This is a genomic window from Bdellovibrio sp. HCB185ZH (assembly GCF_047302455.1).
Lineage (GTDB): Bacteria > Bdellovibrionota > Bdellovibrionia > Bdellovibrionales > Bdellovibrionaceae > Bdellovibrio.
Genome location: NZ_CP178624.1, coordinates 3087030 through 3110692, shown reverse-complemented (window position 1 = coordinate 3110692; position 23663 = coordinate 3087030). Strand labels below are relative to the sequence as shown.

19 protein-coding genes and 1 tRNA gene are annotated in these 23663 nt (G+C 46.3%); 9 read left to right on the top strand and 11 right to left on the bottom strand.

What is annotated here, in order from left to right:
- Nucleotides 1–208: 208 nt before the first annotated feature.
- The 6 genes from ACLSU7_RS15220 (at nt 209) to ACLSU7_RS15195 (ending at nt 13204) form a co-directional block, all read left to right on the top strand.
- Nucleotides 209–6415, top strand: coding sequence for a hypothetical protein (locus ACLSU7_RS15220; protein WP_413292766.1), 6207 nt, complete (start codon nt 209–211; stop codon nt 6413–6415).
- Nucleotides 6416–6417: 2 nt separating this feature from the next.
- On the top strand, nt 6418–7356 hold the full coding sequence (locus tag ACLSU7_RS15215) for a LamG domain-containing protein (protein WP_413292765.1): 939 nt from the start codon (nt 6418–6420) through the stop codon (nt 7354–7356).
- Nucleotides 7357–7422: 66 nt separating this feature from the next.
- Nucleotides 7423–8082 (top strand): hypothetical protein, encoded by a 660-nt coding sequence (locus tag ACLSU7_RS15210; protein WP_413292764.1) that lies wholly within the window; start codon nt 7423–7425, stop codon nt 8080–8082.
- Between the two features lie 93 nt (nt 8083–8175).
- Nucleotides 8176–11046, top strand: coding sequence for an aminomethyl-transferring glycine dehydrogenase (gcvP, locus tag ACLSU7_RS15205; RefSeq protein ID WP_413292763.1), 2871 nt, complete (start codon nt 8176–8178; stop codon nt 11044–11046).
- A 156-nt stretch (nt 11047–11202) separates the two neighbouring features.
- Entirely contained in the window at nt 11203–12174 is a 972-nt protein-coding gene (locus tag ACLSU7_RS15200) for a glycosyltransferase family 9 protein (RefSeq protein ID WP_413292762.1), read from the top strand.
- 13 nt (nt 12175–12187) lie between these two features.
- Nucleotides 12188–13204 carry a small ribosomal subunit Rsm22 family protein gene (locus ACLSU7_RS15195; protein ID WP_413292761.1) on the top strand — a complete coding sequence of 339 codons (1017 nt, stop codon included), beginning with the start codon at nt 12188–12190 and terminating at the stop codon, nt 13202–13204.
- Here ACLSU7_RS15195 and ACLSU7_RS15190 read toward each other — a convergent pair.
- Nucleotides 13201–15630, bottom strand: a complete 2430-nt coding sequence (locus ACLSU7_RS15190; protein ID WP_413292760.1) for a CHASE3 domain-containing protein — start codon at nt 15628–15630, stop codon at nt 13201–13203. The genes ACLSU7_RS15195 and ACLSU7_RS15190 overlap by 4 nt on opposite strands.
- A 125-nt stretch (nt 15631–15755) precedes the next feature.
- Between ACLSU7_RS15190 and ACLSU7_RS15185 the strand changes: the two genes are divergently transcribed.
- Nucleotides 15756–16622, top strand: a complete 867-nt coding sequence (locus tag ACLSU7_RS15185; RefSeq protein WP_413292759.1) for a 50S ribosomal protein L11 methyltransferase — start codon at nt 15756–15758, stop codon at nt 16620–16622.
- Nucleotides 16623–16638: 16 nt separating this feature from the next.
- Here ACLSU7_RS15185 and ACLSU7_RS15180 read toward each other — a convergent pair whose 3' ends face one another.
- The 6 genes from ACLSU7_RS15180 to gcvT form a co-directional block, all read right to left on the bottom strand.
- Nucleotides 16639–16893, bottom strand: a complete 255-nt coding sequence (locus ACLSU7_RS15180) for a CopG family antitoxin (protein ID WP_413292758.1) — start codon at nt 16891–16893, stop codon at nt 16639–16641.
- Between the two features lie 55 nt (nt 16894–16948).
- A complete protein-coding gene (locus tag ACLSU7_RS15175; protein ID WP_413292757.1) occupies nt 16949–17170 on the bottom strand; it encodes a BrnT family toxin in 222 nt (73 codons plus the stop codon).
- A gap of 43 nt (nt 17171–17213) precedes the next feature.
- Complete coding sequence (locus tag ACLSU7_RS15170; RefSeq protein WP_413292756.1) at nt 17214–17525, bottom strand: hypothetical protein; 312 nt, start codon at nt 17523–17525, stop codon at nt 17214–17216.
- A 387-nt stretch (nt 17526–17912) separates the two neighbouring features.
- Nucleotides 17913–17995, bottom strand: a tRNA-Leu gene (locus tag ACLSU7_RS15165).
- Between the two features lie 58 nt (nt 17996–18053).
- Entirely contained in the window at nt 18054–18443 is a 390-nt protein-coding gene (gene gcvH / locus ACLSU7_RS15160) for a glycine cleavage system protein GcvH (RefSeq protein WP_142701441.1), read from the bottom strand.
- Nucleotides 18444–18454: 11 nt separating this feature from the next.
- Nucleotides 18455–19537, bottom strand: coding sequence for a glycine cleavage system aminomethyltransferase GcvT (gene gcvT, locus ACLSU7_RS15155; RefSeq protein ID WP_413292755.1), 1083 nt, complete (start codon nt 19535–19537; stop codon nt 18455–18457).
- A gap of 128 nt (nt 19538–19665) precedes the next feature.
- Here gcvT and ACLSU7_RS15150 point away from each other — a divergent pair, with 128 nt between their 5' ends.
- Complete coding sequence (locus ACLSU7_RS15150; RefSeq protein WP_413292754.1) at nt 19666–20181, top strand: SAM-dependent methyltransferase; 516 nt, start codon at nt 19666–19668, stop codon at nt 20179–20181.
- An 86-nt stretch (nt 20182–20267) separates the two neighbouring features.
- The gene (locus tag ACLSU7_RS15145; RefSeq protein WP_142701443.1) at nt 20268–20750 is read left to right on the top strand and encodes a DUF4423 domain-containing protein; all 483 of its coding nucleotides are present in this window, start codon (nt 20268–20270) and stop codon (nt 20748–20750) included.
- 66 nt (nt 20751–20816) lie between these two features.
- On the opposite strand, the gene ACLSU7_RS15140 is transcribed toward ACLSU7_RS15145, so the two are convergent.
- The 4 genes from ACLSU7_RS15140 to ACLSU7_RS15125 all read right to left on the bottom strand — a co-directional run bounded on the left by ACLSU7_RS15140 (nt 20817) and on the right by ACLSU7_RS15125 (nt 23505).
- Entirely contained in the window at nt 20817–21593 is a 777-nt protein-coding gene (locus ACLSU7_RS15140) for a substrate-binding periplasmic protein (RefSeq protein WP_413292753.1), read from the bottom strand.
- 60 nt (nt 21594–21653) lie between these two features.
- Nucleotides 21654–22067: a hypothetical protein gene (locus ACLSU7_RS15135; RefSeq protein ID WP_413292752.1), complete on the bottom strand. Its 414-nt coding sequence runs from the start codon at nt 22065–22067 to the stop codon at nt 21654–21656.
- Between the two features lie 71 nt (nt 22068–22138).
- Nucleotides 22139–22783 (bottom strand): iron-containing redox enzyme family protein, encoded by a 645-nt coding sequence (locus ACLSU7_RS15130; protein ID WP_413292751.1) that lies wholly within the window; start codon nt 22781–22783, stop codon nt 22139–22141.
- 41 nt (nt 22784–22824) lie between these two features.
- Nucleotides 22825–23505 (bottom strand): hypothetical protein, encoded by a 681-nt coding sequence (locus tag ACLSU7_RS15125; protein WP_413292750.1) that lies wholly within the window; start codon nt 23503–23505, stop codon nt 22825–22827.
- Nucleotides 23506–23663: the final 158 nt, after the last annotated feature.

The following is a 23663-nucleotide window of genomic DNA, read 5'->3' as shown; positions in this document are numbered from 1 at the left end:
AACTCGTAACTACCCGAACGTCTGTGTGGTAACTTAAAGATTGTCTTTACCAAATCTTATTAATTGCACTTGAGTGTTCCCGAACGCGTTCCGCAATAAAGTGATCTTTTTTTTGGTTTCAATTTCGCAACACTACTTAACTTATTGATTTTCCATACCGAAGAGTACTTAGGAACGTTTTTTAACGACTTCTTAACAGGGACGTCTCATGCGAATCGGTAAAAAAATCACAACTGCTTTTACGCTGATATTGCTTGGATTTATAACATCCGTAGCAAGTGCGTCTCCGCAAAAGCTCACATACCAGGGTCGTATCGTTGATTCCACCGGAAATGCTTTAAACTACAACGACGTCTCTTTTAGATTCCAAATTACTTCCACAGATGGATTGTGTGTTCTGTATTACGAAGAACGCCAACACATCAATATGCAAAACTCCGATGGTATCTTTGATATCGCAATCGGTGATGGCAACGTGATTTATGCAGCCGGTGGTGCAAATAAACTTTCTGACTCTTTCACAAATGGAATTACTCATAACTGTTATGGCGGTGGTACTTGGGCTGCCTCTTCGACTTCTGAACGTCTTTTGAAAGTAAGTTTCCACGACGGCACCGGTTGGCAAGCAGTTGATCCGGCAAATACGATTCGTTCAGTTCCTTTCGCGATGTCTTCTTACTCTGCCCAAACTTTGGCTGATAAAACAATTAACGACCTTGTGTTGAAAGCAAGCTTAACTTCGTGTGCTGCTGGCCAGGCATTAAGCTGGAACGGAACGACGTTTTCTTGCGTTGCTACTTCAACAGGTACTCTGACGGGAGTGACGGCCGGCACCGGTCTTACTGGTGGCGGTACTACTGGGAATGTCACAGTTTCACTTGGTAACTCGGGTGTGACTGCAGGTACATATGGCTCAGCTACGCAAGTTCCGGTGGTGGCTGTCGATGCCACGGGTCGCATCACTTCGGTGACGCCGACAACAATTACTGGTATCGCACCGGGTGGATCTGCGAGTGGTGATTTGAGTGGTTCCTACCCGTCACCTACGATTGCGAACAATGCAGTTACTACGGGTAAAATCGCTGATGGCACGGTTGTCGCTGCTGATATGGATTTCACGGGAACGAACGTTGCGACATCAAGTATCGTCATCAAAGATTCCACTGGTAAGTTTGCAGAGTTTGCATGTTCGACTGTAGGTCACGTTGCAACTTGGACTGCCGTGGGTTGGGGCTGCCAAGCTCCTTCGACAACGGATGCGACCAAATTACCACTAGCTGGTGGCACGATGTCTGGCGCTATCGACATGGCTAGCAACAACATCACGAACATCGGCTTTATGACGATGTCTGCAAACAAAAGTCTTCACGTTTCAAACAATGCAGCGGATCCAAGTTTGGTGGCGGCTGATAAAGGTAAAATCTGGTTCAACTCGACATCGAATGAATTGAAATACTGGAATGGTACTGCTGCTGTGGCTGTAGGCTCTACAGGTGCAGCGATCACCGATCTTACTGGTGAAGTGACGGCTTCTGGACCGGGCTCTGCAACTGCTACGATCACAAACAGTGCTGTGACAAATGCCAAGCTTGCAAACATGGGCGCTTATACTTTAAAGGGAAATAACTCAGGTTCGGCTGCGGGCCCTACAGACGTTACAATTTCTTCTCTTCAAGGTACCGGTGCGAATAACTTTGCTGCGGGTAATGATGCTCGTATCACGGGAGCACTTCAATCTGGCGCCTCTGCAGGTGGCGACCTGACTGGCACTTATCCGAATCCGACGATTGCCTCGGGCGCGGTTACTTCTGCAAAAATTGCTTCAGCAACTATTCTTGGCACAAACATGGATTTCACTGGTGCCAATAGTGCGACAACAGGAATGGTTCTTAAAGATTCCACAGGTAAGTTTTTAAGTTTCGTTTGTTCTACTGCCGGTGAGGTTCCGACTTGGACAGCCTCTGGTTTTTCATGTCAGACACCTTCTCCAGTTCTCCCTACTCTTGCAGATGGCAAAATGTGGGTTGGTGTTACTGGAACGGCGACAGCAGTCACAATGTCGGGTGATGCGACTCTTTCGAATGCAGGTGCATTGACTCTTGCGACTGTTGCCACTGCTGGTACTTACACTAAAGTGACTATCGATGCTAAAGGTCGTGTCACAACAGGTGCTAACTTAGCAGCTGGGGATATCACAACCGCTTTGACTTACACTCCAGTGAACAAAGCTGGCGATGTGATGACGGGGTCTTTGGGTCTTGGCAATTTCACGAATGCTACCGAAGCAACGTTAATTACTGGGTGGGGCGCTTCCGACAAAGGTAAAACTTGGTTCAACACTTCGACGAATCAAGTGAAATACTGGGATGGCTCAGCAGCTCAAGCTTTAGGTGTTTCTGGTGCGGGATTGACTTCTTTGAATGGTGAGTCAGGTTCTGCGCAGACATTCGCGACTCCGGGAACTTCTGGTACGGCTCCGGCTTGGTCTTCTGCTTCTAATACTCACACATTGAATATCCCAATGGCATCTGCTGCAGGTGTTACTGCGGGTCTTTTAAATAAAACTGATTACGATGCTTTCGCTGCAAAACAAGCAGCAGGTAACTATGTGACAGCATTAACTGGTGATGTGACAGCTGCGGGCCCAGGTTCAGCTGCTGCAACAATCGCAGCCAATGCAGTAACGAGCTCTAAGATCGCGGACGGTACGGTTGTTGGCGCGGATATGGACTTTACAGGTGTGAACGCTGGCACTGCGAATCTAGTTATTAAAGACTCTTCTGGTAAGTTCGCAAACTTCGGTTGTTCTACAGCAGGTCACGTAGCGACTTGGTCCGTGACCGGTTGGTCTTGCGCTGCTCCATCTCCCCTTCTTCCTTCACTGGCTGACGGTAAAATGTGGGTCGGTGATGGCTCTAACGCAGCAACTGCTGTTACGATGAGTGGTGATGCAACTCTATCAAATGCAGGTGCGTTGACACTGGCGAATGTCGTTTCCGCAGGTACTTATACAAAAGTTACCGTTGATACAAAAGGTCGCGTGACGACAGGTGCAAACTTAGCGGCTGGTGACATCACGACGGCTTTGACTTACACGCCTGTGAATAAAGCTGGTGACGTGATGACGGGTTCTTTGGGACTCGGCAATTTCACGAATGCGACAGAGGCGACTTTGATCACCGGTTGGGGTGCTTCTGATAAAGGTAAAACTTGGTTTAATACTTCGACGAATCAAGTGAAATACTGGGACGGTTCTGCGGCTCAGGCCTTGGGAGTTTCTGGCGCTGGTTTGACTTCACTAAATGGTGAATCTGGTTCCGCTCAAACTTTTGCTACTCCAGGCACATCGGGTACAGCACCTGCTTGGTCATCTGCTTCGAACGCCCATACGTTAAACATTCCAATGGCATCTGGTGCAGGTGTTACTGCAGGTCTTTTAAGTAAAACGGATTACGACGCGTTTACAGCAAAACAAGCGGCGGGTAACTATGTAACTGCTTTGACTGGTGATGTGACAGCCTCGGGTCCTGGTTCTGCTGCTGCAACAATTGCTGCCAACGCTGTGACAAGTTCAAAAATCGCTGACGGTACGATCGTTGGCGCAGACATGGATTTCACGGGTACAAATGCAGGTACTGCAAATCTAGTAATCAAAGATTCTTCTGGTAAATTCGCAAACTTCGGTTGTTCGACTGCGGGGCACGTTGCCACTTGGTCTGTAAGTGGTTGGTCTTGCGCGGCTCCGTCTCCACTTCTTCCTTCGCTTGCTGACGGTAAAATGTGGGTTGGTGATGGCTCTAACGCAGCAACAGCGGTCACGATGAGTGGTGATGCGACTCTTTCAAATGCTGGTGCTTTGACTTTGGCCAACGTGGTATCTGCAGGAACATACACGAAAGTTACAGTGGATACAAAAGGTCGCGTGACCACAGGTGCTAACCTAGCTGCTGGTGATATCACGACGGCTTTGACTTACACTCCAGTCAATAAAGCTGGCGACGTGATGACAGGTTCATTGGGTCTTGGCAATTACAACGATGCTGGTGAAGGTACTTTAACGACTGGTTGGGGCGCTTCGGATAAAGGTAAAACTTGGTTCAATACTACCTCTAACGTTGTTAAGTACTGGGATGGCTCTGGTATTAAAGTTGTCGGCGCAGTGGGTGCAGCGGTTGTCTCTTTGAATGGTTTATCGACGACGACTCAAACTTTCGCGACTCCGGGCACATCTGGCACCGCTCCTGCTTGGTCTTCTGCAGGTTCAGCTCATACTTTAAATATTCCAATGGCGTCGGCTTCGAGTGTGACGGCCGGTCTTTTAAGTAAAACTGACTATGATGCATTCGCTGCAAAACAAGCGGCGGGTAACTATGTGACTGCCTTAACTGGTGACGTAACAGCGTCTGGTCCTGGCTCTGCTGCTGCAACGATCGCATCGAATGCGGTGACGAGTTCGAAAATTGCAGATGGCACTATTGTGGGTGCCGATCTGGATTTCACAGGCGTCAATGCATCAACGACTGGCATCGTGCTTAAGGACAACACCGGCAAATTCATGGATTTCACATGTTCTACGGCAGGGCATATCCCGACTTGGACAGCTTCAGGCTTTGCATGTCAGGCGCCGACGGCCCTTTTGCCAACACTTGCTGATGGAAAAATCTGGGTGGGCGTCTCTGGTACTGCTACTGCAGCGACAATGTCAGGTGATGCGACGATTTCAAATGCAGGTGCTTTGACTCTTGCGAACGTTGTATCTGCTGGTACTTACACGAAAGTGACAGTTGATACAAAAGGTCGCGTGACAACAGGTGCTAACTTAGCTGCTGGTGATATCACAACAGCTTTAACTTACACTCCCGTCAATAAAGCTGGTGATGTGATGACAGGATCCCTAGGTCTTGGCAATTACACAGATGCGACTGAAGCGACTCTTACAACGGGTTGGGGTGCTTCCGATAAAGGTAAAACTTGGTTCAACACGACTTCGAATGTTGTGAAGTATTGGGATGGTTCCGGTATTAAAGTGGTGGGCTCAGTTGGCGCAGCCATCGTTTCCATGAATGGTTTGTCGACAACGACTCAAACTTTCGCAACTCCGGGCACATCTGGCACAGCTCCAGCGTGGTCATCTGCAGGCTCTGCACATACACTTAATATCCCAATGGCTTCTGCTTCAAGCGTAACGGCAGGTCTTTTAAGCAAAACCGATTACGATGCATTCGCTGCAAAACAAGCGGCGGGTAACTATATCACTGCTTTGACAGGTGATGTGACTGCATCAGGTCCAGGCTCTTCCGCTGCGACGATCGCTGCGGGCGCTGTGACGACGTCTAAAATCGCAAGTGCGACGATCCTTGGTACCAACATGAATTTCACGGGTGTTAACGCTGGTACTTCAAACATGGTTATTAAGGACTCCACTGGCAAGTTTTACGATTTCGGCTGCTCTACAGCGGGGCACGTGGCAACTTGGACTGTTTCGGGTTGGGCTTGTCAGGCCGTATCGGTTTCTACTTCTAGCTTTGGCTCTCAAACTCAAAAAACATTCCTCGCTGCGCCCACTGGTGCCGACGGGAATCCAACTTTCAGAACGATTGCTTCTACAGACTTGCCGACTTCTGTTTACGTAAACGGTGGCAACTCCTTCGGTGCTGCTGCAACGATCGGTACGGCTGATTCGAACTCGTTGACGATCAATACAGCAGGTTCTGCTCGTATGACGATCCTTGCTAACGGTAAAATTGGTATCGGGCAAACCACTCCGACTTACCCACTGGAAGTGAATGGTTCCGGTTCTGCCGGTGACTATACGACGGCTTCGTTCAGCACTGACGGAAATCTGCGCATGGGTGGATTCGATTACTCGGGTGCATCAGGACGTGGTCAATTAATGGCCAAAGTTTATGACGGCTCGAACGTTCACAAAGGTTACGTTTACTTCTCCACTCCAAGTGGTAACGGTGCTTCAGTAACCATGCGTACTGCTGACCAAACGATGTCTTCAAGTCTGCAACTGATCAACTCCGACGGTCGCTTAAGCTTCCAAACTGGCGGTACAGAAAGAATGTCCATCGCTAATGCCGGAACTATCACGACTAAATATGCGGTCGCTGGCACACCAACCACTGTAGCAGCTGCGGCTGTGGACCTTTCAACAAGTAACACGCACACATTGGCTTCTGTAGGTGGATCAACTATCACACTTTCGAACATGGCGAATGGTGGTCACTATACTTTGGTGATTACAGATACAACTTCCCGTACTTACACTTTCTCCGGCTGTAACTCGTCGAAGTTCTCGCCTTCAAACCAAGCAACGGTTGCCGGTACACCTTCGATTTATTCCATCATCACTATTTACAACGGTTCGACTTACGATTGTTACATCACTTGGTCGACAGGATATAACTAATCATGAATAAAACCATCGGCTCAATCATGATGATTTTGCTTTCTGGGTCTGTTTCTCAGGCCCAGATTCCCGGCACACAAACAGGTTTGCCTTCAGCGTTCAATGGTCAGGAATGCAAAAGTCCTGCGCGCGCGGCTTGGATGCCTCAAGCCAATGCTATTAAGGCCATCTGGCATTTTGATGGCTCAGGTACAATTACAAATGGCGCGACCATAGCGTCGGCAGCTCCTAGTACTGATGCAACTGCAACGATAGCATCCTCTACACTTTCTTATACCAGTCACTCGGCGGCTCCCGCTGCGATCGCGAATTTCAGACAATTCCTGACGGCAACAGGAAATGCCAATGACATCATTGGTGTGAGCGGCACAGCTTTAGATAACTTGCCAGCTGCGACTTTTAGTTTCTGGATAAATATTTCGGCTCTGCCAACAACGAAAGCCATTCGCTTTTTCTATAAAAGTGACAACAACGGCAGCAGAGGGTTTTTCTCTACCTTGGAACCCAGTGGGCAGTTTGGCTTTATCAAAGTTCACTCGACAAATAACTTCCAGGTGTTTTCATGCCCAGCCCTGGGCTCTTATTTCATAAATTCTTGGCATCATATCGTGATCACCTGGGATGGGACATCGACTTCAACTTCATCAAAAATTTACGTCGATGGAACCGAGCTTAAATATACAGGTGCAGCAGACCCTCGCCTTACGGGCAGTTGTCCAAACTATACGTCTTACAACGGTTACAACTGGCAGCAAGCCGGGACAGGTGGTTATTCAAGTGATGCAACCTATCCGTTTTATTTAGCGGGCGTCCCAGCTAGTACTGCAACGAATCCCGATTCCACTGCATTCAGCGGTAAAATGGACGAATTTACGATATGGAACACCGCCCTCACAGCTGCAGAAGTTGCTACACTTTATAAACATCAAAAATGCAATTAGACCTTCGTTGGTCCTGACGCTCGATTCATTGAAATCCCCTGTGTAAATTGCGATGATTAAGCCTGAATGAAGGTTTTTAAAATCATCGCGAAGCATCTTCTGCTTTTCGCCGTTATCAGCATCACAACTCTTTTTGTTGCTATAGGTGGAGTCACCTATTACGTGCTGAACCATATCCACGATGAAAACAATAATAATCACAACCTTCATGAAGTGATGAAGATCGGCGAAAGCTATATGGCGGAACTGGATTCTTTTGCGGGTCTTGAAAAGGTGCTGCAAAATAAGACAATGCCTCCATTCTGTAAAACCGTTTGCAACCCTTCCTCTCTCAGCCAGGAATTACTTTTAAACGAGCGTACGCCCTATTTGACCGAGTTCTTTAACGCTGCTGGCACCAAGGCGTTTCAAGATCCCATGTTCCGCTTTAAAATATGGCAGATGAACTCAGTTTCCCGAGCGGTCCCCGTTTCTGTTCGCGAGATTCTGAAAGATGTTCTAAATAAGGAATCCCTGGCTTCCAAAAACAAGATTTTGCTCGCCTTGCAGGTCGAAACCGTATTGTTAACAAATCTGCCGTCCCTACAAAGCCGAATGGATGCCTTTATGGCCGATTCCGAGCGCCAAAACCAAGCCCGTACTTGGATCAAAGCCTGCCAAATGGGCGGGAATCCCAAAAAAATCATGGCTGAATGCGAAGCTGAATTCAGACCTGTGGTAAAGTAGTCATATTGCCTTGCATTAGCCTAGTTGCTTCCTCTACAAAGCTTTAATCGTTTTCTCCCTTATGCTAGGCTCCTTCTGCGCATTGAGGTGCTTATGAAAATCGACGATTTGTCTCCTAGAAATGAATTTATCCCCCGCCACATTGGACCAAGCGACTCCGACATCCAGGCGATGTTGAAAGAGTTGGGTTTTGCCAATTTGGACGAGCTGGCTAACAAAATTATTCCTTCTCAAATCCGCACGGATCATAAATTCGACGGCGTTGGCCCGGGTATTTCCGAATTCGGTTTGTTGAATCATTTGAAATCGATGGTTTCAAAAAACAAAGTCATGAAGTCTTATATCGGCTTGGGCTTCCATGATTCCATCACGCCAACGATCATTCAAAGAAACATCTTTGAAAATCCAGTGTGGTACACAGCATACACGCCTTACCAGGCAGAGATCGCTCAAGGACGTTTGGAAGCACTTTTGAATTTCCAAACGATGGTTGCTGATCTAACAGGAATGGAAATTTCCAATTCTTCTCTATTGGATGAAGGCACAGCGGCTGCTGAAGCGATGTTCATGGCTCACGCTCTTTGCAAAACAAAAGCAACAGCATTTGTCGTTTCAGATAAAATGCATCCGCACGTGATCGAAGTCCTTGGCACTCGCGCAGAGCCTTTGGGGCTTGAGATGATCGTGACAAATCCAGCGACTTACGATTTCGCGAAACCAGCGTTCGGCGTATTCTTCCAATACCCAGATACTGAAGGTGCTGTCGAAAATTACTCTGATCTTGCTAAAAAATATCAAGCCCAAGGTGCACACGTGGTCGCCTCTGTGGACTTGCTAGCAATGACACTTCTAACTCCTCCGGGCGAGTGGGGTGCTGATATCGTTGTGGGTAACTCTCAACGTTTCGGCGTACCATTGGGTTACGGTGGTCCTCACGCGGCTTTCCTGGCGACTAAAGATTCTTACAAACGCATGATGCCAGGTCGTTTGGTGGGTGTTTCTGTAGACTCTCAAGGCAAACAAGCATTGCGTTTGGCTTTGCAAACTCGTGAGCAACATATCCGTCGCGAAAAAGCGACTTCGAATATCTGTACCGCTCAAGTGCTTCTGGCGAACATGGCTTCCATGTATGCGGTTTACCACGGGCCACAAGGTCTTAAGAAAATCGCTCAACGCGTGAATCGCCTGACAGCGATCATGGCGGATGGTCTTTCGAAACTTGGTTACAATGTTTCTAAAGGTGCGTTCTTTGATACGATCACTGTTATTTCTGACAACGCGGCAGGAATTTTGGCTGAGGCCGAAAAACTTGGCATGAACTTCCGTAAAATCAACGACAAGACTTTGGGCATCGCCTTGAATGAGACGGTGACATTGACTGACGTTGAAACTGTATGGATGGCGTTCAATGGTGGCAACAAAGCAGCCTTCGATTGTCATGCTATCGACGATACTTTGAAACTGGAAATTCCAGCGGAATTGGCTCGTAAATCTGCATTCATGACAAATCCTGTATTTAACTCGCATCACAGCGAGACGGAACTTCTTCGTTACATTCACCACTTGCAAAACAAAGACATCACTTTGACACACTCAATGATTCCATTGGGTTCTTGCACGATGAAATTGAATGCCACGACTGAATTGGTTCCTGTTTCATGGCCAGAGATCAGCAAACTTCACCCGTTTGCTCCGGTTTCTCAAACTTCTGGTTTGATTGAAATGATCAAAGATCTTGAAGCGAAACTTTGCGATATCACCGGTTTCGCGGCTGTAAGCTTGCAACCAAATGCAGGTTCTCAAGGTGAATACGCAGGTCTTCTGGTGATCCGTAAGTACCACCAATCTCGTGGCCAAGGTCACAGAAACATTTGCTTGATTCCTTCTTCAGCGCACGGAACCAACCCTGCTTCTGCAGCTTTGGCTGGCATGCAAGTGGTTGTGGTGAACTGCGATGACTTGGGTAACGTAGAAATTTCTGATCTAAAAGCAAAAGCTGAACAACACAAAGACAACTTGTCTGCGTTGATGATCACTTATCCATCCACTCACGGCGTTTACGAAGAAGGTATTAAAGAGATCTGCGATATCGTTCACGCAAACGGCGGACAAGTGTACATGGACGGCGCGAACATGAACGCCTTGGTTGGTATGTGCCGCCCAGGTACTTTCGGTGCTGACGTTTCTCACATGAACTTGCATAAGACATTCGCGATCCCTCACGGTGGTGGCGGTCCTGGTGTAGGTCCAATCGGAGTGGGCGCTCACTTGAAAGAATTCTTGCCGAAACACTCGTTGGTTCCTGAAGCAGGCCCTGCAAATGGTATCACTTCAACGACGTCGGCTCCTTGGGGCTCGGCTTCGATCCTTCCGATCTCTTGGGCTTATATCACGATGATGGGAGCTGAGGGGCTTCGTAAGGCGACATTGGTTTCTATCTTGTCAGCAAACTACATCGCTAAGAAATTGGAAAAAGCTTACCCAGTTCTTTACAAAGGTAAGTCTGGTTACGTTGCCCATGAATGTATTATCGACGTTCGCGATATCAAGAAAACATCTGGTATCGACGTAACGGACGTTGCAAAACGTCTGATCGATTACGGCTTCCATGCGCCAACAATGTCTTTCCCAGTGGCAGGCACATTGATGATCGAGCCTACGGAATCTGAACCAAAACAAGAAGTGGATCGTTTCATCGATGCGATGCTTGCGATCCGTGGCGAAATCGCTGCGGTTGAGTCTGGCAAAATGGACAAAGAAAACAATGCACTTAAAAACTCTCCGCACACAGCGCAGATGATGATGAAACCTGAATGGAATCATCCCTACACACGCGAACAAGCGGTTTACCCGGTTGAGTGGTTGCGCACGAACAAGTTCTGGCCAGTAGTAGGACGCGTAGACAACGCCTACGGCGACCGTAACTTGATCTGCTCTTGCCCTTCAATAGAAGAGTACAGATAGTCTTTAAATGACCAAACCAAGGGCTCTCGCAAGAGGGCCCTTTTTTTTGCCTAAAATCCTTCCGGTTGCCACACCCTCCCCGTTCATGTACTTTCAAAAAGGTGCCAGGTCCTGTTTACGTAAGCACCGTGGCATTAAATATTCGGTTAGGAAAAGATGAAACGCGTTTTACTTATACGCCTAGATAAAATCGGTGATTTGATATCCACAATGTGCGTGGATCAGGCATCATTTTTATCCGGCTGTGAAGTGAAATGGGTTATCGCTAAGGGATTGGGATTTGTTCCTGACAATGCCGATCCGAAACGTTCTTACATCGAACTTTCAAAGGACGATTGGAAAGCCTCCCTTAAATCTTTACGCGCCTTTATTCGTGAATTCAAACCCGACGTGGCAGTCAGTTTTCAAGCTCCATGGTGGGTGGCATTTGCATTATGGGCAGAAGGCGTAAAAGTGCGCGCAGGAGTTCAATCCCAGTGGCACAGCTTTTTGTTTTTGAATAAAGGCCTCCGCCAACGTCGCAGCAAAGCTGTTCAACACGAAGCTGACTACAACATGGACCTGTTGCGTTTTGCATTGGATGAAAAATCCAAAGAGCCCACGCCGGTTTTGAAATTGGTGGCTGCCAACAATCCAGGGCTTCTGCCTAAGCATGCGTTGTCCGAGAAAAATTATGTCGTAGTTCATCCCGGCATGGCCGGATCGGCTTTGAATTGGCCCACTGCTCGTTATATTTCTTTGATTGAGCAGATCACTCCGTTTGCAAAAGTTGCCCTGACGGGAACTCCTGCAGACGAACCTTTTCTGACCGAAATCAAGGCTCGGTTCAAAAATGACTCCCAAGTGATCAATCTGCAAAATCAGTTAAAGCCAGCAGAGCTTTTCACAGTGTTAAAAAATGCCAAAGCCGTCATCGTACCCAGTACGGGCGTGGCGCACATGGCAGCATCCCTAGGAGCACCCGTTTTAGGACTTTACTCACCTGTCCGTGTGCAACATCCCCGTCGCTGGGCCGCGCGCGGAGAGAATGTAAAAATTTTCGTATCCAAGAACGAAAATCCCCCTTACGACCACGCTATGGAAGAAATCCAGGTCGAAGATTTGCTAAAAGCCCTGAATACTCTGTAGAATCCGCTCATCCATGCAAAGACATTTCTCCGTTCCCGCAAATTTTGAAGAGGCTATTGCGAAGGCACTGGTCGACTACAAGCTCTCCTTGAATGATTCCAAGGAACTGGCGAAATGCGTTTTGGCTTTGTCTGACTTTTTTATCACTCAGCCCGATGGACAAACTCCATGGCATGAGTCCTGGGCGCAGGTGGCGTATCTTTGCTACTACCTTCCGCTGAATGCGGCTCGCCTGCGTGCCGTGATTGGTGAAGGCGAAAAACGCGGATTCTTTCATGACCTCGAAGAAGTGTTCGACTTTGGCGCTGGTTTGGCGACCGCTTCGCTAAGTCTTTCTGAATCCCAGAATTTAAAATACACCCTAATTGAACGTGCAACCGAGCCGCAGCGCCTGATTGAAAAATACTTTCCATTCTTTGAAGCTCAAGAATGGACTCGTACTATCGGTACGTCGCAAATCAAGAATCCCAAAAAGTCTTTGGCATTATTTTCCTATTCTTTAACTGAACTAAGCGATCTTCCAGCATGGGCCTACGAGTGCGAAGCCTTGATGATTGCAGAACCCTCCACTCAACAAGATGGTCGCAAACTCATGGAATTGCGTGCGAAGCTTTTAGAAAAACGCTTTCACGTATGGGCACCATGCACGCACGAAGGACCTTGTCCTTTGCTAACTCAGTCTAAAACAGACTGGTGCCACGACCGCATTCATTTCGATGCTCCCAAGTGGTTCTTAAGCATGGAAGAGCAGCTTCCTATGAAGAACCGCACCTTGACCACAAGTTATTTATTGATGAGAAAAACCAAACCTGAAGCTATCGCTGCAGCTCGCGTAGTTGGCGATACCCTAAAAGAAAAAGGCAAAGACCGCCAAATGATCTGCCGCGGTCCTGATCGTGAGTTTCTGGCCTGGATGCACAAGTTTAAGATCCAACAGGAAATTCCTCGAGGCGCCTTGATCGACATCCCCGAAGGCTTACAAAAAGTTTCGAACGAACTGCGCTTGCAACAACAAATCAAAGTTCTCTAAGCTGGTTGACGCTTTTCTTCGGCGGCCACGTGATTCAGCCATTTCGCTAGAACCGCACGCACACGCTTTTTATCCAGCGGTTTCGAGATAAAGTCATCCATTCCGCTGGCCATGGTTTTTTCGCGATCTTCCTTCATCGCGTTGGCAGTCATCGCAATGATCGGAATCTTATTATTCACAATCGTTGTGCTGCTGCGAATCTGCGCAGTGGCCTCATATCCATCCATTTCCGGCATATGGCAATCCATTAGAATCATGTCGTAGGACTGACTGTGAACGGCTTCCAGAACTTCCTTACCATTTCCAGCAATATCCCCTCGCAAACCGAAATGCTCAAGCATCTTAGCAATAATGATCTGATTAATCTGATTGTCTTCTGCAATCAAAATACGCCAAGGACGTTCACGAGTTGGAATCTCTTCCAATGTCGATTCCCCCTCGATCGCGTGCAGTTCATTTTGACCCGGCTGCAGCCGCAGAGTGAACCAGAAATTGGAACCCTGACCCGGCGTTGAAATAACACCCATCTCCCCCGACATTTTCTCTACCAGGCGTTTGCAAATCGCCAGACCTAAACCAGTTCCACCGTATTTGCGCGTCGTGCTTAGATCGGCCTGCACGAATTCCTGGAAAAGATTGTTGATAACGTGCTCAGGAATACCAATACCAGAATCGATGACTTCAAATTTAAAGCAGATTCCGCGATGATCTTGACCAAGCATCGACGCTTTGATCTGAACAGAACCTTCCGCCGTGAATTTAATAGCATTGCTGATCAAATTCATGAATACCTGACGAACACGTCCAGGATCGCCCTTAACTAAGGGAGCTAACCCCGATTCAATATCCAAACTTAAATTGATATCCTTCTGACGAGCGGAATATCCAAAAGACTTATGAATATCTTGCAGAGTACTGACGATATCAAAGTTCACTTGCTCAAAAGTCATGTGTCCTGATTCGATTTTCGAGAAATCCAAAACGTCATTCACCAACGTCAACAAAGCATCGGCAGATGTTTTAATGGCATTTCCATATTCGCGTTGTTCATTTTCAAGTTTTCCACCATCTAACAACAGATTGGTCATGCCCAAAATCCCGTTCAGCGGAGTTCTGATCTCATGGGACATCGTCGCCAAGAATCGTGACTTCGCTTCTGTCGCACGTTGGGCCGCCTCGGTAGAAACAATCAAGTCAGCCTTGGTTTTTTCCAAGGTTTCGATCAGTTTCACCTTCTCAGAAAACTCTTGCGCTTGAGCCATGGAGCCAGACAAGAAACCACTGATGATTTTTAGAGCATTGAAAGTGTCTTCCTTAAAAAAATCAGCTTGGGCCGAATAGTTTTTCAATACACCAATAATACGTCCATGATGCTGCAAAGGAACTACGACCATGGATTTAAGATTCACTTTGCGACACGCCTCAATGTTCACGCTGGGCTCAAATTCAACATCAGGACAGTTCAAAGCCCGCATCTCACGAATACAACGCCCTGAAAAACTTCCTTCACTTTTAATTCGCATTCCCAAAAACGGCTGAGCAGCTCCATGAACATAGCGATAAACCAGTTCATCGCCCTCAATCATTTCAACCAGCGCGCCATCCGCCCCCGTCAAACGCGCCGATAAACGAACCACCAAATCCATGACGGCACTTTCAGTCAAAGCCGCATTATTTACGATTTCATTCTGCAACTCGATAACCTGATTACCGATATCACGTTGCTTTTCCAGATCAGCAGCACTTGCAGCAAGACTTTCCATTGCACGGGTTCTTGAACGATAAGATCTGGCAATTAGAGTCATCAAAATACCGATGAGGATCGTTTCAATGATACTTCCGAACAGCAGAACCATTCGCCCATCATTAACAATGTCTGCCATGGTTTCGGTGCTCTCAGCGACCAGACGCAATTGCTCGTCATCCATGACTCTTAACAGAGTGCGAAGTTCGGTCATGTAAGCATTGCCTTCGCCAGTTTTCACAATGCGCATGGCTTCGTCTTTTTTACCCTCGTCCGTTAACCAAATAGTTTTCTCGAGCTCATCCAGCTTTTTGTTGATCAGAGTTTCAACTCTTTTCAGACGAACCATTTGATCTTTTTGCTGCCAAAGTTTGTCTTCGATCTCTTTAAAGGCACGGGGAATAGTTTCTTTAGCTTCGCGATACGGTGGCAGGTACTGTTTATCACCTACCAAGAGGTACCCTCGCTGAGCGGTCTCGGCATCGGTCAAAAGATTTTCCAGATTCACAATGCGGTAGGCACTACTACGGGCGACCGCACGCATATCACTGATCTCTTTGATGGAATGAATACTTTTTTGTTGATAAAAGCCGATCACGACCGTGATGCATAAACAGATAAAAAAGCCAAAAGTCGTACGAAAATTGAAGTTCTTGAAACTAATTTTAGACAGGAATTTCATTAGGCTCCCCGAGAGTGGCAGTCCCTCAAGGATACCTAATGCCATATGACTTATTTAGAAAATCACCGCAGCAAATTGAAAACCAGACCATTGCCTCAGAGCCGCATGGGGATTAAGGTTATTCTATGAGCGAAAAAGAGACCTCTCCAAAAGCCCAGCCTCCATTAAGCCCCGTCCACGCCTGGCACTACGACATGTTGATTGATCATGAAAGAAATCATTTCTACGAAACGATCATCAAGAACAACTGCAAGGACAAAGTCGTTTTAGAAATCGGCGCAGGCAGCGGTCTGATGTCAGTCTTAGCCATCCGCCACGGAGCTAAAAAAGTCTACTGCTGCGAAGCCAATCCTTTATTGGCCAAAGCCGCAGAACTTCTAATCAACCGCATGGGTATGCAAGACAGAATCACACTCATCCAAGGATTCTCAACAGACATCCCCACAGATGCGATTCCCAAAGTAGACATGGTCCTTCACGAACTCTTCGCCTCAGATCCCTTCGCCGAAGATGTCATCCATTCACTGAGAGACGCCAAACGCTTCATGAAACCCGATGCCATCTATGTCCCGGAAGGTATTCAACTGACTTACCAAGCAGTCCATGGCCACGCTCTAAGACAAGAACTAAAGTTCGCAGGAATAGAACTAATAGAAATGACTCAGTTGTTAGGCCAAGTTCATCCAGCCTTAAGAAACAACAACAACCCAGGCTTCCCCAACAAAACCTATTTCCTACCAAAAACCTCAATGGAAAGCTTGGTCAAAAACTCCTTCGACCACCAAGAAACCAATCCCGATTTAGTAGGAATAGACGCCGTCGAAGTAACCTACAAAATCTACGACCACGAAACCGAAATGCAAGCAGCCCCCTTCGGCCTACTAGCCGAAAACCGCCACTGGTCCACCCAATTTTTTTACAAAACAAATTTGCAAACAGACCACCTACACTTCTGCCTCAACGAACAAGAAATGAAGTTGCTGGTGATTTAAAGATTAGAAAACAGGATTACGACGCACGTTTGGAGACGTATTCAATTAAGATATTTCGGATGAGTTTTTGATAGTCAATATCATCATCTTTAGCAATTTTCTTTACTTCATTAAGCAAATCGTCACTCACCCGCAACGTGATCGTTTTATTTTTCTTTTGGAGCTGGAAAAGGTCATTCAAACGCACCCACTTACCCTTTTCCTTTATAAGGAAAGACATGTCTCTTTCAAGAGGATCAGCGTCTGACTTCTTCTTTTTAGATTTTGCCATGGAACTTCTCCCATTCTTTCTTATGAGCATATCGCGCTGAAATGACTCTAAACTTTTAAACTCTGTCGATAGCTCGAATCGTGAAAACGACAAATAAGATCTTAGCCCCGAACCGATCGAACGCAAAGAAACGCGTTTCACTCTTGGAGTTCGCAATATCGGAATAAAGCAGAGGATTCCTTTCAAGAAAGAGCTCTATCTCTTTGATCGATAAGCCGTGCTTTTGAACCTTCCCGATATTCCCTTGATCCCAGTCAAAACCCTGAATCTTGGTCATCTACATCCTACCTCGTAAATACAAAATTGTAAATACATAGAAGTTATACATTTCCAGCATGGTAAGGCGGACTCATAAACAAGACATGCCACCCGGCACCTTTTAAACCAACACCAATAAGGAATGTATCGTATCGATGCAAAAGGGACTTTAACTTGTGATCGATAAATACCGGGGAAAGAACTTTGTCGTTAAAAAGATGCATCAACTCTACATGAGTCTTTTCAATCTTAGCGATTTGATACATATCCAACATGAAGTACTCAAAATGAGCTGCTTCTTCATCAAGATCCGAAGGCATCATTTGTTCGAATTGTTCTGCAATTACAGTGGAAAGTCTTTGGATTCGCGTCATAGGAACCTCCAAATACAATTGATTTGCAGGGAATAATCCATGAACGAAATGCAGTTAACCTAAAGCCAAAAGTAACTAACTGGCGAAATTCGGAAAATCGCGATGTTCCTAAAAGACAAGCGAAAGCGAGTTGCCAAGGGCAACAAGCAAGTCGAGCTCTGCAAGAGCGAGGTCCCCAAGAACGAAGACGAAAAGCCCCAAGAGGTTGTGCCCGCGCTAAAACAGTCCGGGGGACTGTTTTAGTGTGGAGCATGGAGGAAGAAGGACCGCAAAGGCGGTCCGCACGACCGACAGTCCCGAAGCGGCGGTACCAAATCAACCGCACAAATAAAAAAAGCCGACCTATTAAGTCAGCTTTAGTTATTCTTCGATCAGAGAAGAAAGATTTGGTGCCCCGCGAGGGACTTGAACCCCCACGCTTGCGCACTAGATCCTAAGTCTAGCGTGTCTGCCAATTTCACCAGCGGGGCAACACCGTTTTAGCGGAAACAAAGATTTAGCGAACTGTTGTCGCTAAATCAATAAAAATTATTTCTCAGCGATCAATTTTTTATAATCAGGGGCGCGCATCAAGTTTGCGAGCTCCTTTTCAGTATCCATTTCGATACGAACCAACCAGCCTTCGTTCACTGGATCGTCGTTCAAAACAGATGGATCGTCGCCCAAAGACGCGTTTACTTCGATTACAGTGCCAGAAACTGGCGCGTAAAGGTCAGAAACGGCTTTTACGGACTCAACAACGCCGAAAGTTTGGCCTTGAGTGATTTTTTGACCTTCTTCTGGAAGTTCAACGTAAACGATCTCGCCCAAAGAATCTTGTGCGAACTCAGTGATACCAACAGTTACGATGTTCTCGTCAACTTGAGCCCATTCGTGTTCTTTAGTGTAGTAATAGTCTTCAGGAATATGAAATGGCATCTGAGTGCTCCTTATTTCGAAATAAATGGTGTTTTAACAACAACCGCTTTCACTTTACGTCCGCGGATATCAAGAAGGAACTCAGTTCCCTCTTTGGCATAAGCCACATCGATAAATGCGATGCCAATTGGTTCATCCAGGCTTGGTGAGTGAGTACCACTAGTTACCTTTCCGATCTCTTTATTGTCAAAAGAAAACAGGGAGTAACCTTGGCGAGGGATGCCCTTCTCAAGCATCTTAAATCCCACAAGATTCTGCTTCAAACCGGCCTCTTTGACCCCAACGATTTGCGCCTTGTTCATAAAGTCTTTTTTCGCTGGTTTAATCACCCAACCAAGACCCGCCTCGTAAGGATTCGTCGTGTCATCAATCTCGTGACCGTACAAAGAATACTTCATTTCAGTGCGTAGAGTATCGCGGGCGCCCAAACCAATCGGAGCCACTCCCAAATCTTTACCTTGAGCCAAAAGCTCATTCCAAAGAGCCGGAGTTCCCGCAGTGTCGACAAACACTTCGCAACCCTTCTCGCCCGTGTAGCCCGTCGTTGCCACCATAATATTGTGGTTCTGGAATTTACCGGATTTCACAGTGAAAGGTTTCATTTCGCTGACTTTAAATCCAAAAACACGATCGCAAAGTTCCAAAGCTTTCGGACCTTGAATCGCGATCTGACCCCATTTATCTGACTCATCCGTCATATCAGAGCCCTTGTTATGCTTCGTCATCCAAGCAAAGTCTTTGTCTTTGTTAGAGGCGTTCACACACACCAGGTAATCAGAATTTTTTGTCAGGCAATACACGATGATATCATCAACCAAACCACCTTGGTCATTTGGCAGCAGAGAGTATTGAGCTTCGCCATCATTCAAGCGAGCCACATCGTTGGTCGTCAACCACTCCAACGTCTCAAGAGCTTTTGGTCCTTTCACACGGATTTCACCCATGTGAGAAACATCGAACAAGCCAACATTCTTACGAACGTTATCATGCTCTTCACGAAGACCAATATATTGAACAGGCATGTACCAACCGGCGAAATCCACCATGCGGGCACCCAAGGAAACGTGTGTATCAGCTAACGGAGTTTTTTTCATGGGCGCAGTCTCCAATGCTCTCGTAAAACAGTCAAGAATCACCGCCTTTGCAACACCGCCGCAGTTTTCCCGAGGGCAGCACAAGTACGCCATAGCCTTGGAGAAGGCCATATGCTAGGTATGCACGCATGTTTAAACTTTCCGATCGCATGCAAGCGGCCTATGACCATTTGATTCCCAACGAACCCGTTTGGGATTTTTGCTGCGATCATGGCTACCTGGGATTAAGTGCCTATCGCAGTGGTCGTTTTCCCGAAGTCCATTTTGTCGATCAGGTTCCCCACATCATTGAAAAACTGAAAACACGCTTCGAACAAAAGCACCAAAAGTATGAGCAAGATCAACGCGCGTATTTTTGGTCACAAAGTGGAGAGAGTTTGACGCACAGAGTATCAGGAACCGTTGTGATCATCGGCGTGGGGACACACACGATCACTGACATCATGCGAGGAATTCACGAGAAAAATTCGGGGTTTATCAGTCGCTACATCATCAGCACACACAACTATGAAGACAAATTGGACGCCTTTTTGAATGAGTTTTTACCTTTCAAAACTGCATATAATTTCACCAAATTCTGTAATGTTCCGGAGAACGGACGAGTTCGTAAACTATTGATATTCGATAAAATTTGCAAAAATTGACGCAAACACTTTGGCTCTATTAAATTGCTGTAAGACTGTGAACAAAGAATTGATTATTCGGTCCCCTGCAAATACTAACTGTCGCCATGCAAGAACAAATTAAAAACTCCGATTTTCGCCAATTCCTTGAGGACGAGTTAGCTCGTCGTAGTCAAAACTATCCACGTTATTCTTTGCGTGCTTTCGCAAGACACCTGGAAGTTGATTCCTCATTCTTGTCAAAAATTCTTAACGGCAAGCGCACGGTGACGATGAGAACGATCCGTATGTTTGGTGAACGTTTGAATTTGCCAGGTGAGCAACTTCAGCAGTTTGCAGAAGTAAGCCGCGAGAAAAAAATGAAACGCAAACTTGAGCGCCTTCTTGAAAAGATGCCAAGTGAAGATCGTGAACAATCAACTATCACCATCACAGTTGATGAAGCTCGTCTTGAAGAAGCGAAAGAAAAAATCAAATCATTCCGCAAAGACCTTGCGCAATGGTTGGATGCTGGTGCTAGCCAACAGGGTAAGACTTATCAGATCTCTGTTTCTATGTTCCCAGTTTCTGGCTTCGGTCTGAACGACTAATCTTGCATATTGAATTTTAAAATCAGAAAAACCGAGTGCTTCAAAAGCATTCGGTTTTTTTGTTTATCAATCGGGTCTTTCCACTTTCGGCGATTCAATTGATTGCAACCCATACTTCTGCGTGATTTTTTCGATCACTTTCTCCTCGATCATCTTTTTAAGTTGTGCATCGATGGCAGCAAACTGTGCCTCGGTCATGGATTTGCGAGAAAAAATGATGTGGTAATCCAATTCTTTTTTTAACTCCGGCACCTCTTGCAACTTACTGCGATAACGTTGGATCCAATATTTTCCATAATCCTCATTCAGATATGCCAGATGATAAGTGCCCAGCTCTGCCATCTTTACGGTCACCGAGGTGTCCTTCTGAGGCAAGATATCCACTTTCTTTTTCAGGCTTTCATTAATTTCGGTGAGGCTTTCAAAGGTGATGGAATTTTTGGTGACGCCAATTTTTTTACCCTTCAGATCATCCAGGGATTTTATATTTTTCACGTTCTTTTCCAGACCAAAAAATGCCAGCCGGGTGTGAAAAAGCGGTGTCGAAAAATAATAGTGCTTTTCGCGCTCGGGAGTTTTGGCGACAGGACCACCCATCTCCATTTTTCCATCTGAAATATTTTGCATGGCTTCCGTGAACGGCAGAATAGTAAAACGGCAGGAAAGCTTTTCTCTCTCACACAAGGATTGTGCGATCTCATGAACCGCACCCGAGATTCCCGTGGCATCGGGTCTCATGTAAAACGGAGGCATGTTATAACCCACGAAGGTCAAACGATCGTCATCACGATCCGCAGATGCTCCCATCAACAGCAATGAAAATAAAACGATGAATAACTTCATGTTGTCATCATAGCGATGTTTAGATTCCCCGGAAACATCACCAGTAAAATACAGAAGTTGTTATTTGACGGCTTGGCGTTCAGCTTTGCAAACAGGCATGCCAAAGTTTGTAGTTAAGCGATAGTTGGGAGGACACTCCCCATCGATGGGCTCGGTTGTGGCCACGACACCTTTTTTAATCTTGTCCATGTTATTGTAGGGTTCGCAGGTACTGAATTCAGTTGCGGAAGGATCAATGGTTCGCAGGATCATCACACAAGCCATATAGGTTTTGCGTTCATCAGAAGAACTCGCGAAATCTTGATGAAAAGTTGAACCACTCTCCATCACCAAAGATCCGAAATTAAAAAGCGAGTACATGGAAAATGCGATGCCACCCCAGAATATCGAATTCAAGAGATAGGCACGAAAGACCTTCAATTGAGCGAGTTCACGCTCAAGGTTAAACTTGTACTGCGACGGATCTTTACTCATGACATTTGCTTATCGGCTAAAAAAAAGCGGCCCTCAACGGACCGCTTTGAGACTGTCTCTAAGTGATACACCTAGGCAGCGTTTTTTACGCGAACTTTCGCCATCTGCTTGCACTCATTCAGCATCTGCTCATAATAGCACAGCGTCTGCTTTAGATTCTGGATAACCGTGGTCTGATGGTGTGGGGGCAGGCTTGCGATCTTTGTTAGCGCTTCATCCGTGTGGCCTACGTCTTCCTCGGCATGCACACGAACAAAGTGCGCAGCCTTTGGCCCCCATGCTTTTTCCACACGGGAATTAATGTGATCTCCGAAATAGGCTGCCAAGGCTTCAAGGCCCAGGATGTAACCAAAGAATGCCATCGGCGATTCGTGCTCAATATAATAATACTGCGTTTGATAAAGAGCGCAAGTGCCTGGCATCTCTGGCCACTCTTCCATCTTGCTGCCCAACGTTTTAAGATCGTTCACCAATAATTTATCATGACCCTTTTCCTCACCACTGTGAGCTAGAAAGCGGTTATGAAACTCCGGCGCCGAAAACTCCGTGCGCGCACCTGCGAGCGCCAACAAGCGCGTGGTGTGACGGGCGAAATAATAAGTTTGAGAAACCCAAGCGGAGTAAGCTTGCTTATCTTCCCATGGAAAGCCTTCGATTTGTTGTTTGGAATATTTTAAAAGCTCTTTTAATTCTTCGTTTACGTTCTTATTTTGCATTTTTATCTCTTTCTCATTAACGGACTTGTTTATAAAAATAATTAAGCGATTTTTCTAAGAGGAATAACTCTGTTTTCATCAAGCAGATCGGTGTGATTCATTTTTTCCGACCAGAGTTTATCGACTAAAGCAGCAGCCTTAGGATCTGACAAAGGCTGCACCGCTCCACTCTTGGTCATTAAAATCTCACACTCATAATTCATCTTGATGACGCTGCCAAAATAGTTGGTTCCGCTTTTCGCGGCTTTGCGACGCACATTCAGATCGCGGCGTGCTGTGCCGACCAGGCAATCCCACGGACCTGCTTCCATCACCCGACTTCCCAATGCGATAATGATCTCTGACCAATTCACGTCAGAGCTGCGCGAGCGATATTCTGGCGCTACAGTTAAGTACTCCATGCTCATCATATTGTTGATCCCGAGGGCTTTGAATTTTCCGATAATGATATCGTCGAAGGCCTTCATGTAATGATGATCGCGAAGCGCATTCGAACGCAGATCAAATGAACTATATAAGTGAAATCCAAAGACCTTGCTATCATCCGTCAGCGCGACAATCACATCACACCGATGAAAGTCATCCGGATTCAAGGGCTCGCCGACTTTACCAAGCACTTCTTTATAAACTGTTTTCCACAGCTCATAGACATCGTTGCTTAACTTGATAGTGTCAGCGGAGAGTGATCTTGGATTGAACAAGTGATACTGAATACGTCCCATACATTTGCCTCCGCGAGAATTTTTCGGATGTTGCGGCGGTGAACTTAAAGACTGAATTTTTAGTACAAATTTCGTACGTGCTATTTCAAGATTAACAGAGTATTCGCTCCATATTTCTGAGTTCGATACAGCTAATTTTTTTTGACAACATTTCAGAG

Coding starts and splice junctions, on each gene's coding strand:
- ACLSU7_RS15180 (WP_413292758.1), bottom strand. CDS start 16,893: ATGGCAAAATCTAAAAAGAAGAAGTCAGACGCTGATCCTCTTGAAAGA.
- ACLSU7_RS15170 (WP_413292756.1), bottom strand. CDS start 17,525: ATGACGCGAATCCAAAGACTTTCCACTGTAATTGCAGAACAATTCGAA.
- ACLSU7_RS15140 (WP_413292753.1), bottom strand. CDS start 21,593: ATGAAGTTATTCATCGTTTTATTTTCATTGCTGTTGATGGGAGCATCT.
- ACLSU7_RS15210 (WP_413292764.1), top strand. CDS start 7,423: ATGAAGGTTTTTAAAATCATCGCGAAGCATCTTCTGCTTTTCGCCGTT.
- ACLSU7_RS15175 (WP_413292757.1), bottom strand. CDS start 17,170: ATGACCAAGATTCAGGGTTTTGACTGGGATCAAGGGAATATCGGGAAG.
- gcvH (WP_142701441.1), bottom strand. CDS start 18,443: ATGCCATTTCATATTCCTGAAGACTATTACTACACTAAAGAACACGAA.
- gcvT (WP_413292755.1), bottom strand. CDS start 19,537: ATGAAAAAAACTCCGTTAGCTGATACACACGTTTCCTTGGGTGCCCGC.
- ACLSU7_RS15125 (WP_413292750.1), bottom strand. CDS start 23,505: ATGGGACGTATTCAGTATCACTTGTTCAATCCAAGATCACTCTCCGCT.
- ACLSU7_RS15135 (WP_413292752.1), bottom strand. CDS start 22,067: ATGAGTAAAGATCCGTCGCAGTACAAGTTTAACCTTGAGCGTGAACTC.
- ACLSU7_RS15200 (WP_413292762.1), top strand. CDS start 11,203: ATGAAACGCGTTTTACTTATACGCCTAGATAAAATCGGTGATTTGATA.
- ACLSU7_RS15130 (WP_413292751.1), bottom strand. CDS start 22,783: ATGCAAAATAAGAACGTAAACGAAGAATTAAAAGAGCTTTTAAAATAT.
- ACLSU7_RS15220 (WP_413292766.1), top strand. CDS start 209: ATGCGAATCGGTAAAAAAATCACAACTGCTTTTACGCTGATATTGCTT.
- ACLSU7_RS15195 (WP_413292761.1), top strand. CDS start 12,188: ATGCAAAGACATTTCTCCGTTCCCGCAAATTTTGAAGAGGCTATTGCG.
- gcvP (WP_413292763.1), top strand. CDS start 8,176: ATGAAAATCGACGATTTGTCTCCTAGAAATGAATTTATCCCCCGCCAC.
- ACLSU7_RS15190 (WP_413292760.1), bottom strand. CDS start 15,630: ATGAAATTCCTGTCTAAAATTAGTTTCAAGAACTTCAATTTTCGTACG.
- ACLSU7_RS15150 (WP_413292754.1), top strand. CDS start 19,666: ATGTTTAAACTTTCCGATCGCATGCAAGCGGCCTATGACCATTTGATT.
- ACLSU7_RS15215 (WP_413292765.1), top strand. CDS start 6,418: ATGAATAAAACCATCGGCTCAATCATGATGATTTTGCTTTCTGGGTCT.
- ACLSU7_RS15185 (WP_413292759.1), top strand. CDS start 15,756: ATGAGCGAAAAAGAGACCTCTCCAAAAGCCCAGCCTCCATTAAGCCCC.
- ACLSU7_RS15145 (WP_142701443.1), top strand. CDS start 20,268: ATGCAAGAACAAATTAAAAACTCCGATTTTCGCCAATTCCTTGAGGAC.